At 71.4% G+C, this 21605-nt stretch carries 19 protein-coding genes and 1 tRNA gene; 11 read left to right on the top strand and 9 right to left on the bottom strand.

Translation table 11 applies throughout. The features are described from left to right. Together ACWCXB_RS35185 and ACWCXB_RS35180 are read left to right on the top strand one after the other, a co-directional pair. Nucleotides 1-654: PfkB family carbohydrate kinase (locus ACWCXB_RS35185; protein WP_450728343.1), on the top strand; the 654-nt coding region annotated here is incomplete at its 5' end. Beyond that, complete coding sequence (locus ACWCXB_RS35180) at nucleotides 651-2798, top strand: PTS fructose transporter subunit IIABC (RefSeq protein WP_450728341.1); 2148 nt, start codon at nucleotides 651-653, stop codon at nucleotides 2796-2798. The genes ACWCXB_RS35185 and ACWCXB_RS35180, both read left to right, overlap by 4 nt. A 27-nt stretch (nucleotides 2799-2825) precedes the next feature. Here the strand turns inward: ACWCXB_RS35180 and ACWCXB_RS35175 are convergent, their stop codons facing one another. The 3 genes from ACWCXB_RS35175 to ACWCXB_RS35165 form a co-directional block, all read right to left on the bottom strand. After that, on the bottom strand, nucleotides 2826-3737 hold the full coding sequence (locus ACWCXB_RS35175; protein WP_450728339.1) for a DUF6227 family protein: 912 nt from the start codon (nucleotides 3735-3737) through the stop codon (nucleotides 2826-2828). 193 nt (nucleotides 3738-3930) lie between these two features. Then, complete coding sequence (locus ACWCXB_RS35170; RefSeq protein ID WP_450728337.1) at nucleotides 3931-5001, bottom strand: P1 family peptidase; 1071 nt, start codon at nucleotides 4999-5001, stop codon at nucleotides 3931-3933. A 12-nt stretch (nucleotides 5002-5013) separates the two neighbouring features. Beyond that, nucleotides 5014-6222 carry a low temperature requirement protein A gene (locus ACWCXB_RS35165; protein WP_450728336.1) on the bottom strand — a complete coding sequence of 403 codons (1209 nt, stop codon included), beginning with the start codon at nucleotides 6220-6222 and terminating at the stop codon, nucleotides 5014-5016. Nucleotides 6223-6405: 183 nt separating this feature from the next. Between ACWCXB_RS35165 and ACWCXB_RS35160 the strand changes: the two genes are divergently transcribed. Beyond that, nucleotides 6406-6615, top strand: coding sequence for a hypothetical protein (locus ACWCXB_RS35160; RefSeq protein ID WP_450728334.1), 210 nt, complete (start codon nucleotides 6406-6408; stop codon nucleotides 6613-6615). Between the two features lie 20 nt (nucleotides 6616-6635). Here ACWCXB_RS35160 and ACWCXB_RS35155 read toward each other — a convergent pair whose 3' ends face one another. The 5 genes from ACWCXB_RS35155 to ACWCXB_RS35135 all read right to left on the bottom strand — a co-directional run bounded on the left by ACWCXB_RS35155 (nucleotide 6636) and on the right by ACWCXB_RS35135 (nucleotide 12144). Then, nucleotides 6636-7118, bottom strand: a complete 483-nt coding sequence (locus ACWCXB_RS35155) for a hypothetical protein (protein ID WP_450728332.1) — start codon at nucleotides 7116-7118, stop codon at nucleotides 6636-6638. Nucleotides 7119-7561: 443 nt separating this feature from the next. Beyond that, nucleotides 7562-8476, bottom strand: a complete 915-nt coding sequence (locus tag ACWCXB_RS35150) for an S-methyl-5'-thioadenosine phosphorylase (RefSeq protein WP_450728330.1) — start codon at nucleotides 8474-8476, stop codon at nucleotides 7562-7564. Nucleotides 8477-8595: 119 nt separating this feature from the next. Continuing rightward, nucleotides 8596-8910: an FmdB family zinc ribbon protein gene (locus ACWCXB_RS35145; protein ID WP_450728328.1), complete on the bottom strand. Its 315-nt coding sequence runs from the start codon at nucleotides 8908-8910 to the stop codon at nucleotides 8596-8598. A gap of 68 nt (nucleotides 8911-8978) precedes the next feature. Continuing rightward, nucleotides 8979-10259: an MFS transporter gene (locus ACWCXB_RS35140; RefSeq protein ID WP_450728326.1), complete on the bottom strand. Its 1281-nt coding sequence runs from the start codon at nucleotides 10257-10259 to the stop codon at nucleotides 8979-8981. 388 nt (nucleotides 10260-10647) lie between these two features. Further along, nucleotides 10648-12144, bottom strand: a complete 1497-nt coding sequence (locus ACWCXB_RS35135; RefSeq protein WP_450728345.1) for a potassium/proton antiporter — start codon at nucleotides 12142-12144, stop codon at nucleotides 10648-10650. A gap of 257 nt (nucleotides 12145-12401) precedes the next feature. On the opposite strand from ACWCXB_RS35135, the gene ACWCXB_RS35130 reads away from it, so the two are divergent. Next, nucleotides 12402-15194 carry a penicillin acylase family protein gene (locus tag ACWCXB_RS35130; protein WP_450728324.1) on the top strand — a complete coding sequence of 931 codons (2793 nt, stop codon included), beginning with the start codon at nucleotides 12402-12404 and terminating at the stop codon, nucleotides 15192-15194. Between the two features lie 74 nt (nucleotides 15195-15268). On the opposite strand, the gene ACWCXB_RS35125 is transcribed toward ACWCXB_RS35130, so the two are convergent. Further along, nucleotides 15269-15862 (bottom strand): 5-formyltetrahydrofolate cyclo-ligase, encoded by a 594-nt coding sequence (locus ACWCXB_RS35125; protein WP_450728322.1) that lies wholly within the window; start codon nucleotides 15860-15862, stop codon nucleotides 15269-15271. Between the two features lie 95 nt (nucleotides 15863-15957). Here ACWCXB_RS35125 and galU point away from each other — a divergent pair, with 95 nt between their 5' ends. The 7 genes from galU to ACWCXB_RS35090 all read left to right on the top strand — a co-directional run bounded on the left by galU (nucleotide 15958) and on the right by ACWCXB_RS35090 (nucleotide 21443). Then, nucleotides 15958-16860 carry a UTP--glucose-1-phosphate uridylyltransferase GalU gene (gene galU / locus ACWCXB_RS35120; protein ID WP_450728320.1) on the top strand — a complete coding sequence of 301 codons (903 nt, stop codon included), beginning with the start codon at nucleotides 15958-15960 and terminating at the stop codon, nucleotides 16858-16860. A 4-nt stretch (nucleotides 16861-16864) separates the two neighbouring features. Further along, on the top strand, nucleotides 16865-18229 hold the full coding sequence (gene glp / locus ACWCXB_RS35115; protein WP_450728318.1) for a molybdotransferase-like divisome protein Glp: 1365 nt from the start codon (nucleotides 16865-16867) through the stop codon (nucleotides 18227-18229). Nucleotides 18230-18309: 80 nt separating this feature from the next. After that, nucleotides 18310-18801, top strand: coding sequence for a cyclic pyranopterin monophosphate synthase MoaC (gene moaC / locus ACWCXB_RS35110; protein WP_450728316.1), 492 nt, complete (start codon nucleotides 18310-18312; stop codon nucleotides 18799-18801). Continuing rightward, on the top strand, nucleotides 18798-19448 hold the full coding sequence (locus ACWCXB_RS35105; RefSeq protein WP_450728314.1) for a MogA/MoaB family molybdenum cofactor biosynthesis protein: 651 nt from the start codon (nucleotides 18798-18800) through the stop codon (nucleotides 19446-19448). Before moaC ends, ACWCXB_RS35105 begins: the two co-directional genes overlap by 4 nt. Nucleotides 19449-19465: 17 nt before the next feature. Continuing rightward, nucleotides 19466-20071 (top strand): GNAT family N-acetyltransferase, encoded by a 606-nt coding sequence (locus ACWCXB_RS35100; protein WP_450728312.1) that lies wholly within the window; start codon nucleotides 19466-19468, stop codon nucleotides 20069-20071. Between the two features lie 142 nt (nucleotides 20072-20213). Continuing rightward, nucleotides 20214-21260 carry a divisome protein SepX/GlpR gene (gene sepX / locus ACWCXB_RS35095; protein ID WP_450728310.1) on the top strand — a complete coding sequence of 349 codons (1047 nt, stop codon included), beginning with the start codon at nucleotides 20214-20216 and terminating at the stop codon, nucleotides 21258-21260. 109 nt (nucleotides 21261-21369) lie between these two features. Continuing rightward, a tRNA-Ala gene (locus tag ACWCXB_RS35090) sits at nucleotides 21370-21443 on the top strand. The last annotated feature ends 162 nt before the right edge of the window (nucleotides 21444-21605 follow it).

Genomic DNA, 21605 nt, shown 5'->3' with positions numbered 1-21605 from the left:
ATCAACGCGCCGGGCCCGCGGCTGACGCCCTCGGAATCCCGGGCCCTGCTGGCGGCCGTTTCCGCCCACTCGCCGTCCGCGTCCTGGATCGCGTGCTGCGGCAGCCTGCCGCGGGGCCTCGAGCCCTCCTGGTACGGGGAGTTGGTGGCCCGGGCGCACGAGTCGGGTGCCCGGATCGCCCTGGACACCTCCGGTCCTTCCCTGCTGTCGGCCCTGTCCGGCCGCCCCGATGTGGTCAAGCCGAACACGGACGAACTCGCCGAGGCGGTCAGCCGGCCCCTGGCGACCGTGGGCGACGCGGTGAAGGCGGCGGAGGAGCTGCGCTCGCTCGGGGCCGGTGCGGTGCTGGCGAGCCTGGGGGCGGACGGGCAGCTGCTCGTCTCGTCCGCCGGGACGTGGTTCGGCTCCGCATCCGTCGACGCCGATCGCATCCGCAGCAACGTCGGCGCCGGCGACGCGTCCCTGGCCGGCTTTCTGGCGGCGGGCGGCGAGGGGCCGGACGCCCTGGTCTGCGCGGTGGCGCACGGCGCGGCCGCCGTCCAACTACCGGGCAGCGTGATGCCCACGCCGCTCGACCTCGATCTCGCCGCGGTTCTGGTGACCGCGGACGTCCCCCTGGACCGCGTACTCACGGAGCATGGGAGCCCGCGATGAGCGACATGATCACCGCGGACCTGGTCGACCTCGACCTGGCCGCCGCAACGAAGGAAGAGGCGGCCCGCTCGCTGGCCGAGCGCATGCGCGCACTCGGCCGCGTCACCGACCTCGAAGGCTTCCTCGCCGACGTGGCCGCGCGCGAGGCCCAGATGCCGACGGGCCTCGACGGCGGCATCGGCATTCCCCACTGCCGCAGCGCCCACGTCACCGACCCCACCCTGGCCTTCGGCCGCGCCCCCTCCGGCATCGACTTCGGCGCCCCGGACGGCCCGGCCGACCTGATCTTCCTCATAGCCGCCCCCGCGGGCGCCGACGACGCCCACCTCACCATCCTGTCCTCCCTCGCCCGCCGCCTGATGAACGAGGACTTCACCTCCGCTCTCCGCGCAACTCCCTCGCCGGGCACGGCTGCGGCCCTGATCAGCGGCGACATCGAGCCTGCCGACGCGTCGGCAGACGCCGGTACGGACGTGGGTGAGGCAGCCGTTGGTGCGGAGGCTGCGGCTGTGGCTGCGGGTGAGGCAGCCAGTGGTGCCGAGCCCGCCGGGACGGATGCGGGCGCCGAGCCCGCCGGGACGGCGGGCGCCGGCGTCGCCGCGCAGTCCGCTGCCGCGCAGGATTCGGGAGCCGCGTCAGAGACGAGGCCGGGTGAGGGGGATGACATCTTCCGTATCGTCGTCGTCACCTCATGCCCCACCGGCATCGCCCACACCTACATGGCCGCCGAGTCCCTCGAAAAGGCCGGCCACGCCGCAGGCGTCGAGGTCGCCGTCGAGACGCAGGGTTCCGCCGGGTTCACCCGGCTCGACCCGGCGGTCGTCGAGGCCGCGGACGGCGTGATCTTCGCGCACGACGTGCCCGTACGGGACAAGGAGCGGTTCGCCGGGAAGGCCACTGTCGACGTGGGCGTGAAGGCCGGCATCAACCGCCCCGGCGAACTCATCGCCGAGGTGCGGGAGAAGGCCTCCCGCGGCGAGGTGACCGACGCGGCCGCCCGGCCCACGCCCGTCGAGCGCGGCGGCGAGGCCGACGAGGGATACGGTACGAAGCTCCGCAAGTGGCTGATGTCCGGGGTCAGTTACATGATCCCGTTTGTCGCCGCGGGCGGCCTTCTCATCGCCCTCGGCTTCGCCATCGGCGGATACGAGATCGCCGGCGCCAAGCCCGTCGCCGAGGTCTTCGCCTGGGGCGACCAGACCAGCTGGGCCGCGCTCCTCTTCCAGATCGGCGGGCTCGCGTTCAGCTTCCTGATCCCGGTACTCGCCGGGTACATCGCCTACGGAATGGCCGACCGCCCCGGTCTCGTACCGGGCTTCGTCGGCGGGGCGATCGCGATCACGATCAAGGCGGGCTTCCTCGGCGGCCTGGTCGCCGGTCTGCTGGCCGGGGCCGTGGTCCTCGGGATCCAGAAGGTCAAGGTCCCGGCCGTGCTGCGCGGCATCATGCCCGTCGTCGTGATCCCGCTGATCTCCTCGCTGATCGTCGGGTTCCTGATGTTCCTGGTGATCGGCAAGCCGCTCGCCGGGCTCCAGCAGGGACTCACCGACTGGCTGAACGGTCTCACCGGAGCCAACGCCGTCATCCTCGGCGTCATCCTGGGCCTGATGATGTGCTTCGACCTGGGTGGCCCGCTCAACAAGGTCGCATACACCTTCGCCGTCGGGGGTCTCGCCAACGCCACCGACGGCTCCCTCAAGGTGATGGCGGCCGTGATGGCCGCGGGCATGGTGCCGCCGCTGGCGATGGCGCTGGCGACGACGGTGCGCGGCAAGCTGTTCACGAAGGCCGAACGGGAGAACGGCAAGGCGGCCTGGGTGCTGGGTGCCTCCTTCATCACGGAGGGTGCGATTCCGTTCGCCGCTGCGGACCCGCTGCGGGTCATTCCGTCGGTGATGGTGGGCGGCGCGGTCACCGGCGCGCTGTCGATGGCCTTCGAGTGCACGCTGCGCGCACCGCACGGCGGCATCTTCGTGGTGCCGCTGATCGGCAACCCGTTCCTCTATCTGCTCGCCATCCTCGCGGGCACCGTTGTCAGCGCGGGTCTGGTCATCCTGCTGAAGGGCATGCGGAAGACGTCACTGGTGACCCCGGCGGCTCCGGAAGCCGCGGCCGAGAAGCCCACGGTGGTCGCGGCCGTCTGAGCCCCGGGCCACCCCCCCGCCCGTCGGTCAGCGCACCCGTCGGTCGGCGCACCCGTCGGTGAGCGCCACCCGCGCGCGGAGCTCCATCGCTCCGCGCGCGGTGCGCTCGTCGGCGTACACCTCGCACATGTGGCGGCCGTCGGGCGTCGCCGTGTGCTCCACCTCCCACAGGCTCAGCTCCGTGCCGTCGAGCAGCAGGAACGCGTGCTCGTAGAGCGTGAATCCCGAGTCCCGCCCGCCGATCAGGGACTGGCGGCCGAACGCCTGGCTGATGTGGTGCGCGAACGCCGACCGCAACCGCCGGACCGTGTCCTCGCCCGGCCGGTCCTGGTTCTCGGCGCGGCGCAGGAGACGGCGGGCGTGGTCCGGGGAGTTGTCGGGGACGTACGACCGCGCCGGGGCTGCCGGGGGAGTGGCCAGCAGCCGGCCGAGCAGCTCCATGTCGGCCTCGAGATCCGCCTCGAGATCCGCCTCGAGATCGGCCTCGAGATCGGCCTCGAGATCGGCCTCGGGGTCGCGGTCGGGATCGGCGCCCGGCTCGGGGCCGAATATCGCGGCGAGACCGTCCGCCTGCGCACCGCCGTGCGCGTTCCCCTGTGCGCCGCCGCCCGGCCGCTCCGGGCGCCGTGCCCGCAGCCGCGACGCGGCGAGCCGTGCCTCCGACTCCTCCGCGTACAGCTCGTGCTGCTCGGCGCCGTCCCGGCCGGAGTTGTGCACCAGCTCCCAGAGGGTGACGGAGGAGCCGTCGGCCAGCAGATACGTATGCCGGTAGGTCGTGCGGTGCAGGGTCGCGCTGTGGTGCGAGGAGTGCAGCGAGCTGGCGTGCGCCAGCGCGGATTCGAGCCGCTCGACCGTGGTGTCGGAAAGGTCGAAGGAGTTGAGTGCCCGACCCAGGAGCCGCTCGAGGTGCGTCTCGGTTGTCTCGTACGGATCGTTCAAGGTGGATCTCCGGATCTCCAGGCCGTTGCCACACGTCACTTGATGACTGCTTAACGTAGCCCCTGGGTCTGACATCTCGTCCCGGGTTCGGGAAAACGAACGGGGTGTGCACAAAGTTTCCGCGCGCCTTCGCGTGCGCCACTCAACTCCCTTGCGGGAGAAGGGTGTCGGGCCGCCTGGGAGGTGTCTCGTGTCAGCCCGCAGGGCGTCCGTACAGCTCCTGATACGACGGGAAGTCGCCGCCCGGACCGGTCACGGTGCGCGCCGCCAGCACGGCGCGCACGATCGCCCGGGTCACGACGTCCGCGCCCGCCGCGAGCACGGCGTTGAGGGCGAGCGGGTGGGGGTCGAGCGGGCGCGCGCCGGTCGCGAGGGCGAAGACCGTGTCACCGTCGTTGAGGAGATGGACCGGGCGCACGGCGCGCGCGATGCCGTCGTGCGCCGTGCCCGCGAGCTTCTGCGCCTGGGCGCGGGTCAGTTCGGCGTCGGTGGCGACGACGGCGAGGGTGGTGTTGAGCGGGGGCGCGCCGTTCTTCTCGGCCACCTCGGCGAGCCGGCGCAGGGCCGCCGCGTGCACCTCGGGGGAGGGGCGCGCGGGCCGCTCGCCGGTGAAGTACTGCCCGTACAACGCACCGGTGTCCGGATCGACCGCCGAACCCGCGGCGTTGGCCACGACCAGCGCGGCGACCGTGGCCCCGCCCGGCAGCACGGTGCTCGCCGTGCCGACGCCGCCCTTGAGGCGTCCCACCACCGCGCCCGTACCGGCGCCGACGTCTCCCTCCTCGACCGGTGCGCCCGGCTCCGTACGCGCCGCGGCCTCTACCGCCGCGCGCCCGGTCGACGCGTCCGGCCTGGCCCGCCAGTCGCCGCCGCGGCCCAGGTCGAAGACGCAGGCGGCCGGGACGACCGGCACGACCTGCCCGGGCTCGCGGCCGACCGGAACGCCGCGTCCCTGCTCCTCCAGCCAGGCCATCACACCGGACGCGGAGTCCAGCCCGTACGCGCTGCCGCCGGTCAGGACGACGGCCTCGACGCGCTGCACCAGATTGCGCGGGTCGAGCGCGTCGGTCTCCCGGGTGCCGGGTCCGCCGCCGCGTACGTCGACGGCGGCGATCGCCCCGCCCTCGGGCGCGAGGACGACGGTGGTGCCGCTGAGAGCGCCCGGTCCGGAGAGCCGGGCGTGCCCGACCCGCAGGCCGGCCACATCGGTCAGTGCGTCGTTCGGCGCGTGGAGAGGCGCCTGCAGGGGAGCCGTGTCTGTCATGGACCTTGCGTATCACGCGGGCCGACGCGACCGCCCGCGATGCGCCAGCGTCTCGCCCGCCGCAACGGTCGCCGCCGCCACCAGCCCCGCCGCGAACACCGCCCACTCGCCCGCGAAGGTGCAGGCCAGGATCGCCAGCGCCGAGACGGGGAGCGTCAGCTGCTGCAGAAGTCCGTGCTTGAAGTGGCGCGCATGCAGCAGCCATACGGTCAGGAAGAAGGCCGCCGCGGGCACGGTGACCGCGGCCGCCGCGGCGGTCGTCGAGATATGCGACTTGTGGACGGCCGTCTCGACCGCCACCTCCAGGCCGGCCCCGATGGCCGCGGCGGACGCGAAGATCACGTAGTGGCCGTAACCCCACAGGAACGCCTCCCTGTTGGAGGCCAGCCGGGCGTGGGCGGGGACCGCGAAGTAGATCCACCAGGCGGCGAACACGATCATCAGCCCGCCCGCGGCGATCGGCGCGAGGGCACCCAGCGCGTCGCTCTCGTCCAGCGCCGAACGCACCGTCACGGTGGCGGCGAGGATCGTCTCGCCGAGCACGATGATGGTGAACAGACCGTAGCGCTCGGCGATGTGGTGGGCGTGCCAGCTGGTGGCCAGGGTGCGCTCGGCGATCGGCGGTACGGCCATCTCGGCGATCGCCATCGCGAGGAACACCCAGGGCCGTGTTACCGCGGGCACCACGATCAGCGCCGCCCAACCGACCTGGCAGATGACGATCCCGATCGCGTACCGCAGCGCCGTCGTCCGCTCCGCACCGCGCGTGGAGGCCGCGGCCCTCAGCCACTGGGCGACGAGCGCCAGCCGCATCACCACATAGCCGAGAAAGACGACCACGAAGTCCTGGTCGAGAAAGGCGCGGGACACCCCCGCGGCGAGGATCAGCACGCCCGCGATCTGGATGAGCGTCACGACCCGGTACGGGACGTCGTCGGTGTCGTACGCGGAGGCGAACCAGGTGAAGTTCATCCAGGCCCACCAGATCGCGAAGAACACCATCGCGTAGCTCCGCACGCCGTCCGCGGCATGGCCCTCGGCCACGGCGTGGACCAGCTGCATCCCCGCCTGCGACACGGCGACGACGAAGCAGAGGTCGAAGAAGAGCTCCAGCGGGGTCGCCGCGCGGTGCTGCTCGGCGCGGCTGCGGGCGCGCATCGGGCGCACCGGCCCGGAGCCGCCTCCTGCGGCAGATGCGGATGTGGCGGATGTGGATGTCATGCCACCAGCACATCAGAGCGGACGTGCTCCGGGAGCGAGACGCGCTATCCCGGCCGCCTGCTGCGCTCCGGCAAGGGCAGCTCCTCACCCGCCGCGCCACCTGTGCCTGCGCCGGCAGCAAGGGGCTGGTGACAAGGCACCGGTGACGACGGGGAGCTGCCGCCACCGGCGTACCCTTGACACATGAGCACCGCCCCCGCCCCCGGACCGCGCGATGCGAAGGAAGCCCGGCCACAGCCCCTTCCCACGCCGGCGCTGATCTTCGAAGATCCGCTGGACCAGCAGTCCTCGGACGATACGGACCGTGGGTGGGGCGAGCGGCCTCAGACGAGCGGCGACAGCGCCGCGGACCTCGCGCGCTTCCTCGACGAGAAGCCCCCGCACCACATCTGACCCCGGCTCGGGCGTGCGGGTCAGCACAGCGTCACCGCCAGCCGGGACCTCGTGCCCGCGCCGGCGAGCGCCGCGGCGACGGGACGCGGAACGGACAGGACGATCAGCGCTCCCCCTTCCGGAAGGGTCTCCTGTGCCCGCGGAACCTCGGTCACTCGGGCGCCGGTCGCGACGACACGGGCCTCGGATGCTCCACCCGCCGGGGGGTCGGCAGCCGCGATGACGTCGACCAGGTCGCCCGGCTCCAGCAGCCGGACCGTCTCGGCGTCCGCGATACGCACCGGGGCGGAGACCAGGTCCACCGGCGGCGGTCGGTGCTGCCGCAGCGCAACAGGATCGCCGTGCGGATCCGCGCCGACCGGCGCGCGCGGACCCCACGCCGCCAGAGCGGCCGCCGTCACCGCCAGTCCCGCCGCCAGCGCACGCCGCCTCCGCCGCATGGCGCGTCGCAGCCGCAGCCGCTGCCACCCGGACCGCACATGCACCGGCGCGAATGCCGGCACCCCGCACGGCTCAGGCGCGGGAGCGGGCGGCAGGCCCACCGCCTGCCCGGGCGGTGTCGACTGCCCGGACGCCGCGGAGTGCCCGTGCGGCCCGTGCAGCCCGTGCGGCCCGTGCCGGTGGGAGCCTCCGCCCGGTTTGTGCCCGCCCAGGAGCTCGTCCCCGTACGAAGATCCGTACGTGTAAGAAGTCCCCGTGGCCTCCCGCCCGCGGGAAGAAAGCGAAGAAGCCGAAGAAAGCGAAGAAGCCAAAGAAAGCGAAGAAGCCGAAGAAAGCGAAGATCGCGATGGACGCGGAGAACGCAGCGACATCGTCATAACCGCCGTTCGTGAGAGTCGTGAGGTGCTGTGCCGAACACACCTCACGATCCACGCTTTGCCGCCGCCCCGCCCGCGCCTGTGGATCAGGCCCCGAATGTGTACAACTCGCTCACCCCACAGGGTGATTACGGCAGCTCTATCCCCGTCTCAAGCCCGTTCAGCGCCGTCGTGCACAGACAGCTGCGGTCCTCCGTCGCCTGCAGCCCGGCCACCGCGTCGAAGAGAACCCCCCGCAGCCGGTCCACGTTCGCGGCGAAGACCTTCAGCACCTCCTCGTGGGAGACGCCCTCGCCCGCCTCGGCCCCCGCGTCGAGGTCCGTCACGAGCGCGATCGACGTGTAGCAGAGCTCCAGCTCGCGGGCGAGCGCGGCCTCGGGGTGTCCGGTCATCCCGACGACGGACCAGCCCATCGCAGCGTGCCAGCGCGATTCGGCGCGCGTGCCGAAGCGCGGCCCCTCGACGACCACCAGCGCGCCGCCGTCGACCGGCTCCCAGTCCCGCCCGCGCGCGGCGGCCAGTGCGACGGAGCGCCCCGACGGGCAGTACGGGTCGGCCAGCGACACATGGACCACCTTCGGCACCGAGCCCTCCGGCAGCGGCTCACCGTCGTAGTAGGTGTCGGCGCGCGACTTCGTGCGGTCCACCAACTGGTCCGGGACGAGCAGCGTCCCCGGCCCGTACTCCGGCCGCAGCCCGCCCACCGCGCAGGGCGCCAGCACCTGGCGTACGCCCACGGACCGAAGGGCCCACAGATTGGCGCGGTAGTTGATGCGGTGCGGCGGCAGGTTGTGGCCGCGACCGTGCCGCGGGAGGAACGCGACCCGGCGGCCGGCGATCTCGCCGAAGAAGAGGGAGTCGCTGGGACTGCCGTACGGGGTCGGTACCTCGACCTCGGTCACGTTCTCCAGGAACGAGTAGAAACCCGAGCCGCCGATCACGCCGATCTCGGCGCGCGGCGTGCCCTCCGCGCCCTCCGGGGCCTCCGCGATCTCGGCGGTCTCTGCACTCTCCGCGGTCTCTGCACTCTCTGCGTTCGCCATGACGATCACAGTAGCCGCGCCCGAATACGCCAAGGGCCCCACCGTTCGAGAACATTCGATAACGGTGAGGCCCTACGAGGCATGAGAGGCACGGGGGCTGTGCGCCCCGCGCGAAAAGCTCAGGCAGCCGTCGAACCGCTGCTGGAGGCACCGGTCGAGGAACTCGACGCCGCCGGCTTGGAGTCCGACGAGGACTTGGCGGACGTCGACGACGTCGACGAGGTGGACGAAGACGCAGGCGAGCTGCTCGACGACGCACCGCGGCTGTCGTTGCGGTAGAAGCCGGAGCCCTTGAAGACAATGCCGACGGCCGAGAACACCTTCTTGAGGCGTCCCTGGCAGCTCGGGCACTCGGTCAGGGCGTCGTCGGTGAACTTCTGGACCGCCTCGAGGCCCTCGCCGCACTGGGTGCACTGGTACTGGTAGGTCGGCACTTGTCTTCCTCCTGGCACTCTCACTCGATGAGTGCTAACGACGATCCATAGTGACGTATTCCGCGGGATCAGTCCACCGCCACCGGCACTCGGTGACCGATACCACGTGCGACCGTACGGCTGTGCGCCCTCGGTGCGAGCCGCGACCGCAGTGCCACCAGAGTGACGAGAGCGAGCACGGTGCCCACCAGCGGGACCACGAATCCGGCGCTCGCGCCATGGGCGTCCGCCAGCCGTCCGGCGACGGTCACCGCGGCCGCCTGGCCCAGCGCGACGGAGCCCGTCAGCCAGGTGAACGCCTCGGTACGGGCAGACGCCGGCACCAGCGGCTCGACCAGCGTGAAGCCGCTGATCAGCGCGGGTGCGATGAACATGCCGACGACCAGGCCCAGCGCCCCGAGCAGCACCACGGAGTGCGCCGCCCACAGCAGGGACGCCGCGGCCGTCAGGCCTGCGTAGCCGAGCACCAGTCGGCGCCGCGGGCCGGACTTCCAGGCGATGGCGCCGATGGCGATGCCCGCCAGCATGTTGCCGGCCGCGAAGAGCCCGTACAGCAGGCCGTTCGTGCCGGGCTGCCCGATCTCCTCGGTGAACGCGGTCAGCGAGACCTGCATACCGCCGAAGACCGAGCCGATGCCCAGGAACGCCACGGCCAGCACCCGTACACCGGGTATGGACAGCGCTGACGTGTGCTGCGCGCGCGCCTCCCCGACGCCGGCGGCCGGGCGGTCGAAGGCGGGCTGTGTACGGCGCTGGGCGGCGAACAGCAGACCGCCGGCCAGCGTGAGCGCGGCCTCGGCGACCAGACCGGCGGCCGGGTGGACCCCGGTGCACAGGGCGGTGGCCAGGACCGGCCCGACCACGAAGGTGAACTCGTCCGTCACGGACTCGAAGGCCGCGGCCGTCGTCATCAGCGGAGAGCCTCCCACCTTCGCCGCCCAGCGGGCCCGCACCATGGGGCCGACCTGCGGGACGGACGCACCGGTCGGCACGGCCGCCGCGAACAGCGCCCACAGGGGCGCGTCCGCGAGCGCGAGCGCGGTCAGGGCGGCGACGGACGCGGTGTGTACGAGGACGCCGGGCACGAGTACGGCGCGCTGGCCGAAGCGGTCGGCGAGCTTCCCGCTCTGCGGCGCGAAGAGCGCCATGGAGACACCGGTGACGGCGGCGACGGAGCCGGCGCTGCCGTACGAGCCGGTGGTGTGCTGGACCAGCAGGACGATGCCGATGGTGAGCATCGCGAAGGGCTGCCGGGCCGCGAATCCGGGGAGCAGGAATGTCCAGGCTCCGGGGGTACGGAGCAGCTGTCCGTAGCCGGGGCGCCTGCCAGAAGCGACCGTGGATGCCACGGTCCTTGCCTTTCTGCCGCCTGGTAGCGCTCCCCGGGGTGTCGGGAGCCGCCGAGAGCTGTCCTCTTGCGCGGAACTGCGGTAGATACCGATGCCCACGGAGGGGGAGACTCGGCCGCCATACGGTCGCGCCAGCTCTGCTTCAGGCAGAGTTGGTCGATCAGTGTGCCTTCATGGTACAGGGGCAACAGCTGTGCGGCCTGTGAAATTGCCGACTCGGAGTGATCCACACCTGCGATTGACCAGCCACTCAAGCGGAGGCTCGAAATCCGCTTGGGATGGCGTCCCGGCCCTCGCCGGCGGCCGCACCGCGCATCCGCCGCTGCCGGCCGCACCGCGCATCCGCCGCCGCCGGCCGCACCGCGCATCCGCCCCCGGCGCCCGCGCCTCAGCCCCCGCTCGTCCCCAGCCAGCCCGCCAGCTTTCCGCCCTGCCCGACCGCGCGCAGTCGAGCCTCCGCCGCGTCCCGCACCGGATCCGTCGCCACCACCAGCAGCTCGTCCCCGCGCCGCAGCACGGTCGACGGGAGCGGTACGAAGCTCCTGCCCTCCCGTACGACGAGAGTGACCGCGGCCCCCTTCGGCAGCCGCAGCTCCCCGACCTCGACGCCATGCATCCGGGACTTCTCCGGAATCGCGACCGACAGCAGATGCCCGCGCAGCCGTTCGAGCGGCGCCGACTCGATGCCGAGGTCGGCGGCGGCCTCGGCCCCGTCGCCGAGCCGCAGCGCCCTCGCCAGCCAGGGCAGCGTCGGCCCCTGCACCAGCGTGTAGACGACCACCAGCACGAAGACGATGTTGAAGATCCGTTCGCTGCCCTCGATCTCGTACACCATCGGAATCGTCGCCAGAATGATGGGGACGGCGCCGCGCAGACCCGCCCATGACATCAGTGCCTTCTCCGGCCAGGACATCCCGGACGGCAGCAGGCTGAGGACGACCGACAAGGGCCGCGCCACCATCGTCAGCACGAGCCCGATGACGACGGCCGTCCAGAAGTCGTGCACCAGCTCGTGCGGGGTCACCAGCAGTCCGAGCAGGACGAACATGCCGATCTGGGCGATCCAGCCGAGTCCGTCCGCGAAGCCTCGGGTGGCCGGCCAGTGCGGCAGCCTGGAGTTGCCGAGCACCATGGCCGCGAGATAGACGGCGAGGAAGCCGCTGCCATGGGCGATGGCACCGGCCGCGTACGCCGTCACGGCGATCGCCATGACGGCGATCGGGTACAGACCCGACGCGGGCAGCGCCACATGGCGCAGGCCGAACGCGCCGAGGAAGCCCACTGCCAGACCGATGGCCGCGCCGATCGCCAGCTCCAGGGCGATCTTCCCGATGAGGACGTACCACTGGTCCACGGGCCAGGCCGTCGAGAAGGCCACGACCAGGATGACCACGGGGGCGTCGTTGAAGCCCGACTCGGCTTCCAGTACGCCCGTGACGCGCGAGGGCAGGGGCACCTTCCGCAGCACGGAGAAGACGGCGGCCGCGTCCGTCGAGGAGACGACCGCGCCGATGATCATCGCCTGGCGCCAGTCCAGTCCGACCAGATAGTGCGCGCCGGCCGCCGTGACGCCCACGCTCACCGCAATGCCGACGAGCGACAGCGACGCCGCCGCGGGCAGCGCCGGCTTGATCTCCTTCCACTTGGTGCCCAGGCCACCTTCGGCCAGGATCACCACCAGTGCGGCGTAGCCGATCACCTGCGTCAGTTCGGCGTTGTCGAACGCGACGTTGAAAATGCCGTCCTGCCCGATGGCGACCCCGATGCCCAGATAGAGCAGCAGGCTGGGGAGCCCGCTCCGGGACGAGACGCGCACCGCCGCGACGGCGATGAGCAGAACGAGCGAGCAGATGAGCAGGAGTTCGTTGAGGTCGTGGACAGTCAGCGGCCGATCCTTCCCCTCGCGCCCGTTTCGCCGGACGGTTCCTCCGGCGGCGACACTTCGTTACCTTACCTAATCTTTAACGTTCTCTTGACGCCGTCTTGATCATCATTCGGGCGCCACTCGGTCATCAGTTCGATGAAATTTGGCCAGTGGCGTTGTTCGTATGGCGTTACTGATACCGCGTCCGGGTGCGTTTCGCGCTGCGCCTATGGTTGCTCCAGCACTCCCTGGTCCACCCTGCCCCTCGAAGGACAGCGATGCCCGCCAACACATCCGCCTCTTCGGCCGACAAGCCCGGCAAGAAGAAGGGGCGACGCGTCCGACTCATCGTGTTCGTCCTGGTGCTGGCGCTGGTCGGGTGCGTCGGCTACGGCTCGTACTGGAGCGTGAGCACCGTACGCGCCTCCTTCCCGCAGACCACCGGCACGATCAAGCTCAAGGGTCTGTCGGGCCCCGTCGACGTCAAGCGGGACGGCAACGGCATCCCGCAGATCTACGCGAGCAGCGACGAGGACCTCTTCAAGGCCCAGGGCTACGTCCACGCCCAGGACCGCTTCTGGGAGATGGACGTGCGGCGCCATGTGACCGCCGGCCGGCTCTCCGAGATGTTCGGCGCCGGGTCGGTCAAGACGGACGCCTTCCTGCGCACCCTCGGCTGGCGCAAGGTGGCCCAGCGGGAGTACGACAGCGTTCTGTCGGACGAGACGAAGAAATACCTCCAGGCGTACGCGGACGGCGTCAACGCCTATCTGGCGGGGCGGGACAACGAGGACATCTCCGTCGAGTACGCCGCCCTCGGCCTCACCAACGACTACAGGCCCGAGAAGTGGACGCCGGTCGACTCGGTGGCCTGGCTCAAGGCCATGGCCTGGGATCTGCGCGGCAACATGCAGGACGAGATCGACCGGTCGCTGATGACCAGCAGGTTGAGCGCGCAGCAGATAAAGGAGCTGTACCCCGCCTATCCGTACGACCTGCACCAGCCGGTCGTCCAGCGCGGTGCCGTCGACCCCGTCACCGACAAGTGGGACCCGAAGGGCGAGCCGTCCTCCGACTCCGACTCCGACTCGTCGACGGGATCGGCGGGATCGGCGGGCAACGGATCGAACGGGTCTCAGCAGGGCGGCCAGGGCAACCAGGGCACTCAGGGCATGCAGTCCCAGCTCTCCGCGCTCTCCGACTCCCTCGACGAGGTCCCGGCCCTGCTCGGCCCGAACGGCAACGGCATCGGTTCCAACTCCTGGGTCGTCTCCGGCGCGCTCACGACCACCGGTAAGCCGCTGCTGGCCAACGACCCGCACCTCGCGCCGCAGCTGCCCTCCCTCTGGTCCCAGATGGGCCTGCACTGCCGCGCGGTCTCCGACAAGTGCAAGTACGACGTCGCCGGGTACACCTTCTCCGGCATGCCGGGCGTGATCATCGGTCACAACCAGGACATCGCCTGGGGCTTCACCAACCTCGGTGCCGACGTCACGGACCTCTACCTGGAGAAGATCTCCGAGACCGGCTACCTGTCCGGCAGCAGGACCAAGCCGTTCACGACCCGCAAGGAGACCATCAAGGTCGCGGGCGGCGAGAGCCACACCATCCTGGTCCGCGAGACCGAGCACGGCCCGCTGCTCTCCGACCGCAGCGAGGAGCTGGAGGGCGTCGGCAAGCGCGCGCCCGTCAAGACCTCCGCCCCGGACCGCGGCGAGGGCTACGGCGTCGCGCTGAAGTGGACCGCGCTGGAGCCGGGCAAGTCCATGGACGCCGTCTTCGAGCTCAATCGCGCGAAGAACTGGGACGGCTTCCGTGCCGCCGCCAAGGACTTCGAGGTCCCGTCCCAGAACCTGATCTACGCCGACACCAAGGGCAACATCGGCTACCAGGCACCCGGCAAGATCCCGGTGCGCGCCAAGGGCATCGACGGCTCCATGCCGTCGCCCGGCTGGGACCCGACGTCCGGCTGGAAGGGGTACATCCCCTACGAGAAGCTGCCGTACGAGTACAACCCGAAGCGCGGCTACATCGTGACCGCCAACCAGTCCGTCGTGGACGCCGGGAAGTACCCGTACCGGATCACCACGGACTACGGCTACGGCTCCCGCAGCCAGCGGATCAACGACCTCATCGAGTCGAAGACCAAGGACGGCGGGAGGATCTCCACGGACGACATGCGCACCATGCAGATGGACAACAGCAGCGAGATCGCCAAGCTGCTGAAGCCCTATCTGCTGAAGATCGACATCTCCGACCCGTATGTGCGGGAGGCGCAGAAGCTGCTGGAGGGCTGGGACTACACCCAGGAGCCGGACTCCGGCGCCGCGGCCTACTTCAACGCCGTATGGCGCAACACCCTCAAGCTCGCCTTCGGTAACAAGCTGCCCAAGGAGCTGCGCGTCGAGGGCGAGTGCCTCAACGTCCGTCCCGCCGACAGCACGGGCCCGGTCGACGACCTGAACCGGCTGGTGCGCGAGTGCGGCCAGCGGGACACGGAATCGGCCCAGCCGGACGGCGGTGACCGCTGGTACGAGGTGGTCCGCGGGCTGCTGAAGAACGAGACCAGCGAGTGGTGGCAGTCCCCGCCGAACCGCAAGGAGATCGGCAGCGCGACCCGTGACGACCTGCTCAAGCGGGCCATGCACGACGCCCGCTGGGAGCTCACCGCCAAGCTCGGCAAGGACGTCTCCACGTGGAGCTGGGGCCGGCTGCACCAGCTGACGCTGAAGAACCAGACGCTCGGCACCGAGGGCCCCGGCGCCCTGCAGTGGATGCTCAACCGCGGCCCGTGGAACCTGGGCGGCGGTGAGGCCGCCGTGAACGCGACCGGCTGGAACGCGGCGGGCGGCTACGACGTGATCTGGGTGCCGTCGATGCGGATGGTCGTCAACGTGGGGGACTGGGACAAGTCCCGCTGGATCAATCTGACCGGCGCCTCCGGGCACGCCTACAGCGCGCACTACACGGACCAGACCGACAAGTGGGCCAAGGGCGAGTTGCTGGACTGGGCCTACGGGGACAAGGCGGTCGAGGCGGCGACGCAGGACACGCTCGTCCTCAGGCCGTGAACGTCCTCAGGCCGTGAACGTCCTCAGGCCGTGAACGTCCTCAGGCCGTGAACGTGCTCAGGCCGTGACCGTCCTCAGGTCGTGAAACGGCGCACGCCTTCGGGCGTCACCACCGCGTGCACGGGGTGGTCGTGCGGTTCCTCCGGGACCCGGGCGACCACCTCGTTCGCGTACAGGAGCACCACGAGCGCCGGGCGGACGGAGGCCGCTTCGAGGCGGGCGAGCACGCGGTCGTAGGAGCCGCCGCCGCGGCCGAGCCGCATCCCGCGCTCGTCCACCGCGAGCCCGGGCAGCAGCACGGTGTCCGCGTCCAGTACGGCCTTGTGGCCGAGCCGCGGCCCGTCCGGCTCCATCAGGCCCCTGCGCGCGGGCACGAGATGGTCCGCGCCCTCGTACTCCGCCCAGTCGAGATCGTTGTCGTCCAGGAGCACCGGGAGGAGTACACGCACGCCCCGCGCGAGGAGCGCGTCCAGCAGCGCGCGGGTGCCCGGCTCGCGCCCCACCGACACATAGGCGGCCACGGTGCGGACGGCGGCAAGTTCGGGGAGTTCGAGTGCGTGCCGCGCGAGAACCAGGGAGGCCTCACGGACGTCCTCAGGAGACAGTAGGTAGCGCGCGTCGAGCAATTCACGCCGTACTGCGCTTTTTTCGGACATGTCCGTTCCCATGTCAACCTCACAAACCATGGCCAATATGCCTTTTTGAGGAGAAAGTTAACCGGAGGCTAATCTTCCGCCCATACGCAGCGGATATGGTGCTCCGCATGACTCAGTCGCACACCAGGATCAGCAAGGCTGTCATCCCCGCCGCAGGCCTCGGAACCAGGTTCCTGCCCGCAACGAAAGCCACTCCCAAAGAGATGCTGCCTGTCGTCGACAAGCCCGCCATCCAGTACGTCGTCGAAGAAGCGGTGGGCGCCGGTCTCACGGACGTCCTCATGGTCACCGGCCGCAACAAGCGCCCCCTCGAGGACCACTTCGACCGCAACTACGAGCTGGAGGAGGCGCTGAGGCGCAAGGGCGACGCCCAGCGTCTCGCCAAGGTCCAGGAGTCCAGCGACCTCGCCACTATGCACTATGTGCGCCAGGGCGACCCCAGGGGCCTCGGCCACGCCGTCCTGTGCGCCGCCCCGCACGTGGGCGACCAGCCCTTCGCGGTCCTTCTCGGCGACGACCTGATCGACCCGCGGGACCCGCTGCTGTCCCGGATGGTCGAGATACAGGAGCGCGAGGGCGGCAGCGTCATCGCCCTCATGGAGGTCGAGCCCGCCCAGATCCACCTCTACGGCTGTGCCGCCGTCGAGCCCACGGGCGACGACGACGTCGTCAAGGTGACCGACCTGGTCGAGAAGCCCGATCCGGCCGACGCCCCGAGCAACTACGCGATCATCGGCCGGTACGTCCTCGACCCCGCCGTCTTCGAGATACTCCGCAAGACCGAGCCGGGCCGCGGGGACGAGATCCAGCTCACCGACGCCCTCCAGAAACTCGCCGCCGACGAGAAGATCGGGGGCCCGGTCCACGGCGTCGTGTTCAAGGGCCGCCGCTATGACACCGGCGACCGCGGCGATTACCTCCGTGCCATTGTCCGACTCGCGTGCGAACGTGAAGACCTGGGCCCGGACTTCCGGACCTGGCTCCGCCGTTACGTCACCGAGGAGATGTAGCACTTTGAGCAGTACGGCAACACCGTCCACCGGCCCGAGCGCGGGCACCCCCGGGGGCACTGCCGGGGACACCGCGCCGCTGTGGTCCGTGGACGAGCACCTGGAGGACATCCTCGGCGCGATCCGCCCGCTCGACCCCATCGAGCTGCAGCTGGCCGACGCCCAGGGCTGTGTCCTGGTCGAGGACGTGACCGTCCCGGTCGCCCTGCCGCCCTTCGACAACAGCTCGATGGACGGGTACGCGGTCCGGGTCGCCGATGTCGCGGGCGCGAGCGAGGAGTTCCCGGCCGTCCTCACGGTCATCGGCGATGTGGCGGCCGGCAGCGGCGAGCCGCCCACCGTGGGCCCCGGACAGGCCGCCCGCATCATGACCGGCGCCCCGCTGCCGCCCGGTGCCGAGGCCGTCGTCCCCGTCGAGTGGACCGACGGCGGCGCGGGCTCCGGGGCGGCGACGACCATGCGCCCCGCCGGTGCGGCGCCCGAGGGCGCGAGCGGTGAGGTCCGGGTCCACCGGCCCGCGGAGCCCCGCGCGCACGTCCGCGCGCGCGGCAGCGACGTCCAGGCCGGCGACCTCGCGCTGGCCGAGGGCACGGTCCTCGGCCCGCCCCAGATCGGCCTGCTCGCCGCGATCGGCCGCGGCACCGTGCGGGTGCGCCCCCGCCCGCGCGTCGTCGTGCTCTCCACCGGCAGCGAACTGGTCCAGCCGGGCGAGGAGCTGGCCGAGGGCAAGATCTACGACTCGAACAGCTACGTGCTCACCGCCGCCGCCCGCGACGCCGGCGCCATCCCCTACCGTGTGGGCGCGGTGACCGACGACGCCGACGAGCTGCGCGCCACGATCGAGGACCAGCTCATCCGTGCCGATCTGCTGGTCACCACGGGCGGCGTCAGCGTCGGCGCGTACGACGTCGTCAAGGAGGCGCTCTCCTCGGTCGGCGACGAGGACGAGCCGGGCAGCGGGATCGACTTCCGCAAGCTCGCCATGCAGCCGGGCAAGCCGCAGGGCTTCGGCTCGATCGGTCCCGACCACACCCCGCTGCTCGCGCTACCGGGCAATCCCGTCTCGTCGTACGTGTCCTTCGAGCTCTTCGTACGCCCCGCCATCCGTGCCCTGATGGGCCTCAAGGACGTGCACCGGCCGCGCGTGCGCGCCGAGCTGCGCGCCGACAAGGCGCTGCCGTCGCCCGCCGGGAAGCGCCAGTTCCTGCGCGGTGCCTACGATGCGGAGAAGGGCACCGTCACCCCGGTCGGCGGCAGCGGGTCCCATCTGATCGCGGCCCTCGCCCAGGCCGACTCGCTCATCGTGGTCCCCGAGGACGTCACGTCCCTGGAGCCGGGCACCGAGACGGAGGTGGTCCTGCTCGGTTGACCGGGTGGTGGTCCTGCTCGGCTGGGCGCCGTGCCGTGGCGGTACGGTGTCTGACCACACAGTGACCGGGAGCCACAGCAATGAGCGCGCAGCAAGGACTCACACACATCGACGAGGCGGGCGCGGCCCGTATGGTCGACGTCTCCGAGAAGAGCGTCACCGCGCGCACCGCCCGCGCGAGCGGCCGGGTCCTTGTGTCGCCGCGCGTCGTCGAGCTCCTGAGGGGCGAGGGAGTCCCCAAGGGCGACGCCCTCGCCACCGCTCGTATCGCGGGCATCATGGGCGCCAAGCGCACCCCCGATCTGATCCCGCTGTGCCACCCGCTGGCGGTCTCGGGCGTGAAGCTGGACCTGACCGTGGCCGACGACGCGGTGGAGATCCTCGCGACGGTGAAGACGACGGACCGTACCGGCGTCGAGATGGAGGCCCTGACCGCGGTGTCCGTGGCCGCACTCACCGTCGTCGACATGATCAAGGCGGTCGACAAGGCGGCCGTCATCTCCGACATCCGGGTGGAGGAGAAGACCGGCGGCAAGTCCGGCGACTGGTCGCGTACGGAGGCCGGACAGTGAGCCCCCGCGGCGGCGAGGTCCACAGCCACGCACACGGAGCCGCGTCCCCCCGGCCCGACGGGCCCGCGCGCCCGCCGCGGCGTGCCCTCGTCGTGACGGCCTCCAACCGTGCCTCCGCCGGTGTGTACGAGGACAAGGGCGGCCCGCTCCTCGTCGAGGGACTGGCCGGCATGGGCTTCGAGGTCGACGGCCCACGGGTCGTCCCCGACGGCGATCCCGTCGAGGCAGCCCTGCGGGAGGGCGTCGCCGCGGCGTACGACGTCATCCTCACCACCGGCGGCACCGGCGTCTCGCCCACCGACCGCACCCCCGACGCCACCGGCCGGGTTCTCGACTACGAGATCCCCGGCATCCCGGAGGCGATCCGGGCGTACGGCCTGGCCAAGGTCCCCACGGCCGCGCTGTCCCGGGGCCTGGCCGGTGTCGCGGGCGGTCGCACCCTGATCGTCAATCTGCCGGGTTCGACGGGCGGGGTACGGGACGGACTCGCGGTCCTCGGCCGGATCCTGCCGCACGCCGTCGACCAGATCGCCGGCGGTGACCACCCCAGACCCGCCGACGCCGGCGACGGCGTCGGTACCGCTGACGCCGCCGCCGGTACCGACGCAGCCTCCGGCGTCACCGGCCCCACCGGGAGCCCACGCTGAACGCCCCGTCCTGGCCCGTGGTCCTGACGGACGGTGATGTCACCCTCCGCCCGATAAAGCTGCGCGACCAGCGCGCATGGCGCGAGGTGAACCGGCGCAACCGCGACTGGCTTCGCCCCTGGGAGGCGACCGTCCCGCCGCCCGCCCCCGGCGCCCCGTTCGCCCAGCGCCCCACCTACCGCCAGATGGTCCGCCATCTGCGCGCCGAGGCCAACGCGGGTCGGATGCTCCCGTTCGTGGTCGAGTACAAGGGAGAGCTCGTCGGCCAGCTCACCGTCGCGGGAATCACCTGGGGCTCGATGTGCTCGGGTCATGTCGGCTACTGGGTCGACCGTGACGTCGCGGGCCGCGGGGTGATGCCGACGGCCGTCGCGCTCGCCGTCGACCACTGCTTCCGGGCGGTCGGACTGCACCGCATCGAAGTCTGTATTCGCCCCGAGAACGGGCCGAGCCGCAGGGTCGTCGAGAAACTCGGTTTCCGGGAAGAGGGACTCCGCCCCCGCTATCTCCACATCGACGGTGCGTGGCGGGACCATCTGGTCTTCGCACTGACGGCCGAGGAGGTACCGGAGGGGCTGCTGCGGCGCTGGCACCAGGCACGACCCGCGCGCCACGAGAAATAAAATAATTGTTCGAATTCGATCGGTACTCGATCACCGGGCGATCCGAAGAATCACAAAAAAAGTCAGTGATATCAGCCAGATCGTGCGACACACCGGGCCAATTGGCCGATGCCCTCGTGCGAACCCCTCTACGGTGTGATGCGTGAGCAGCAGCGGCCTCATCTACGCAGTCATCGTCGGGGCCTGGGCCGCCTACTTGGTGCCGATGTGGCTCCGCAGGCAGGACGAGCTCAACGAAGCCCGTCCGACGGAACGCTTCAGCACCGCCATCCGGCTGCTGTCCGGACGGGCGGGAATGGAGCGCCGGTACGCCAAGGAGCTGCGCGAGCGCACCGCCGAGGAGGAGGCGCCCACCGACGCCGACCCGGATGCCGAGACGGATCGATTGAGTTCCGTCGACGTCCGGGCCTTCGCCGCGCCTCCGGCCCGTACGGAAGCCCGCATCCGGCCTCCGGCGCGCGCCCCCCGCCCGAGTGGCGCGGTGCCCGACGCGGCTGCGGGCGCGGCCGCTGGTGCGGACGCCGCGCGCGCCCGGCGCTCGAAGGTCCTCGCGCGCCGACGGCGCACCACGGTCATCCTCTTCCTCGCCTTCACGTTCGGCGCGATCGTCGCCGCGGTCGGCGGCCTCGGCTTCGTGTGGGCGCCCGCGGGCCCGGCGGTCCTGCTCACCGCGTACATCGCGCATCTCCGCGCGCAGGAGCGCCGCCGCTTCGTGTACGTCATGGACCGGCGCCGCGCGGAGGCCGCGGCCCAGCGCCTCCGCGAGCGCCGCCGGCCGGCCGCGGCCGCGGAACCGGACGAGCAGCCCGAGGACCGCCCGGAGCCCGAACCGGCCCCCGCGGTCTCCCCGCAGGAGGCGGGCCGCCGTGCCCTGGTCGAGCAGACCGACCACGCCGAGTGGGTCGACCAGCAGCGCGACCGGGGTCCGGCCCGCGGCGACAGCTGGGACCCGGTCCCGGTCCCCCTCCCGACGTACGTCACGGCCCCGGTCGCCCCGCGCGCCACCAGCGGCATCGATGTCACGGACCCGGAGACCTGGAGTTCGGCCCGCTCCTCCCCGGCCGAACCCTCCGTACCGGCCCCCCCGCGCCAGCGCACCAGCCCGCCCCGCCGCACCCGCGACCACGGCCGCACCCCCCTCTTCGACCAGTACGCGGACGACGACCGCCCCCGCGCGGCCAACGAGTGAGACCTGCGGCCCGGCCGCGATGTGGCCTGCGGAACCGTGCCTCGGCCGACCAGCGAGGAACGGATTTCCAAGCACCCCGATCGGGATGCTAAGGTTTCACTCGTTGCAAGGGCCTGTGGCGCAGACTGGTAGCGCACCTCGTTCGCATCGAGGGGGTCAGGGGTTCAAATCCCCTCAGGTCCACAACACAACAGGTCAGAGCCCCTGCCGGAGAGATCCGGCAGGGGCTTTGTCGTGCCGTGCAGCAGCGAAGTACAGCAAACGTACCGGCACTTGGTGCGGGCCGACGGAGACGGCCGGACGCGTCCCGGGAAAGCGGGAGGGCGGGCCCGGCCAGGCCGGGCC

The organism is Streptomyces sp. NPDC001514, assembly GCF_053597075.1.
The sequence above is the reverse complement of the archived record's forward strand: the minus strand, read 5'-3'. Positions and strand labels throughout refer to the sequence as shown.

Excerpts from the sequence above, each read along its gene's own strand:
- ACWCXB_RS35180 (WP_450728341.1), top strand. The coding sequence starts at position 651 with ATGAGCGACATGATCACCGCGGACCTGGTCGACCTCGACCTGGCCGCC.
- ACWCXB_RS35170 (WP_450728337.1), bottom strand. The coding sequence starts at position 5,001 with ATGACAGACACGGCTCCCCTGCAGGCGCCTCTCCACGCGCCGAACGAC.
- ACWCXB_RS35165 (WP_450728336.1), bottom strand. The coding sequence starts at position 6,222 with ATGACATCCACATCCGCCACATCCGCATCTGCCGCAGGAGGCGGCTCC.
- ACWCXB_RS35160 (WP_450728334.1), top strand. The coding sequence starts at position 6,406 with ATGAGCACCGCCCCCGCCCCCGGACCGCGCGATGCGAAGGAAGCCCGG.
- ACWCXB_RS35150 (WP_450728330.1), bottom strand. The coding sequence starts at position 8,476 with ATGGCGAACGCAGAGAGTGCAGAGACCGCGGAGAGTGCAGAGACCGCC.
- ACWCXB_RS35130 (WP_450728324.1), top strand. The coding sequence starts at position 12,402 with ATGCCCGCCAACACATCCGCCTCTTCGGCCGACAAGCCCGGCAAGAAG.
- ACWCXB_RS35125 (WP_450728322.1), bottom strand. The coding sequence starts at position 15,862 with ATGGGAACGGACATGTCCGAAAAAAGCGCAGTACGGCGTGAATTGCTC.
- galU (WP_450728320.1), top strand. The coding sequence starts at position 15,958 with ATGACTCAGTCGCACACCAGGATCAGCAAGGCTGTCATCCCCGCCGCA.
- moaC (WP_450728316.1), top strand. The coding sequence starts at position 18,310 with ATGAGCGCGCAGCAAGGACTCACACACATCGACGAGGCGGGCGCGGCC.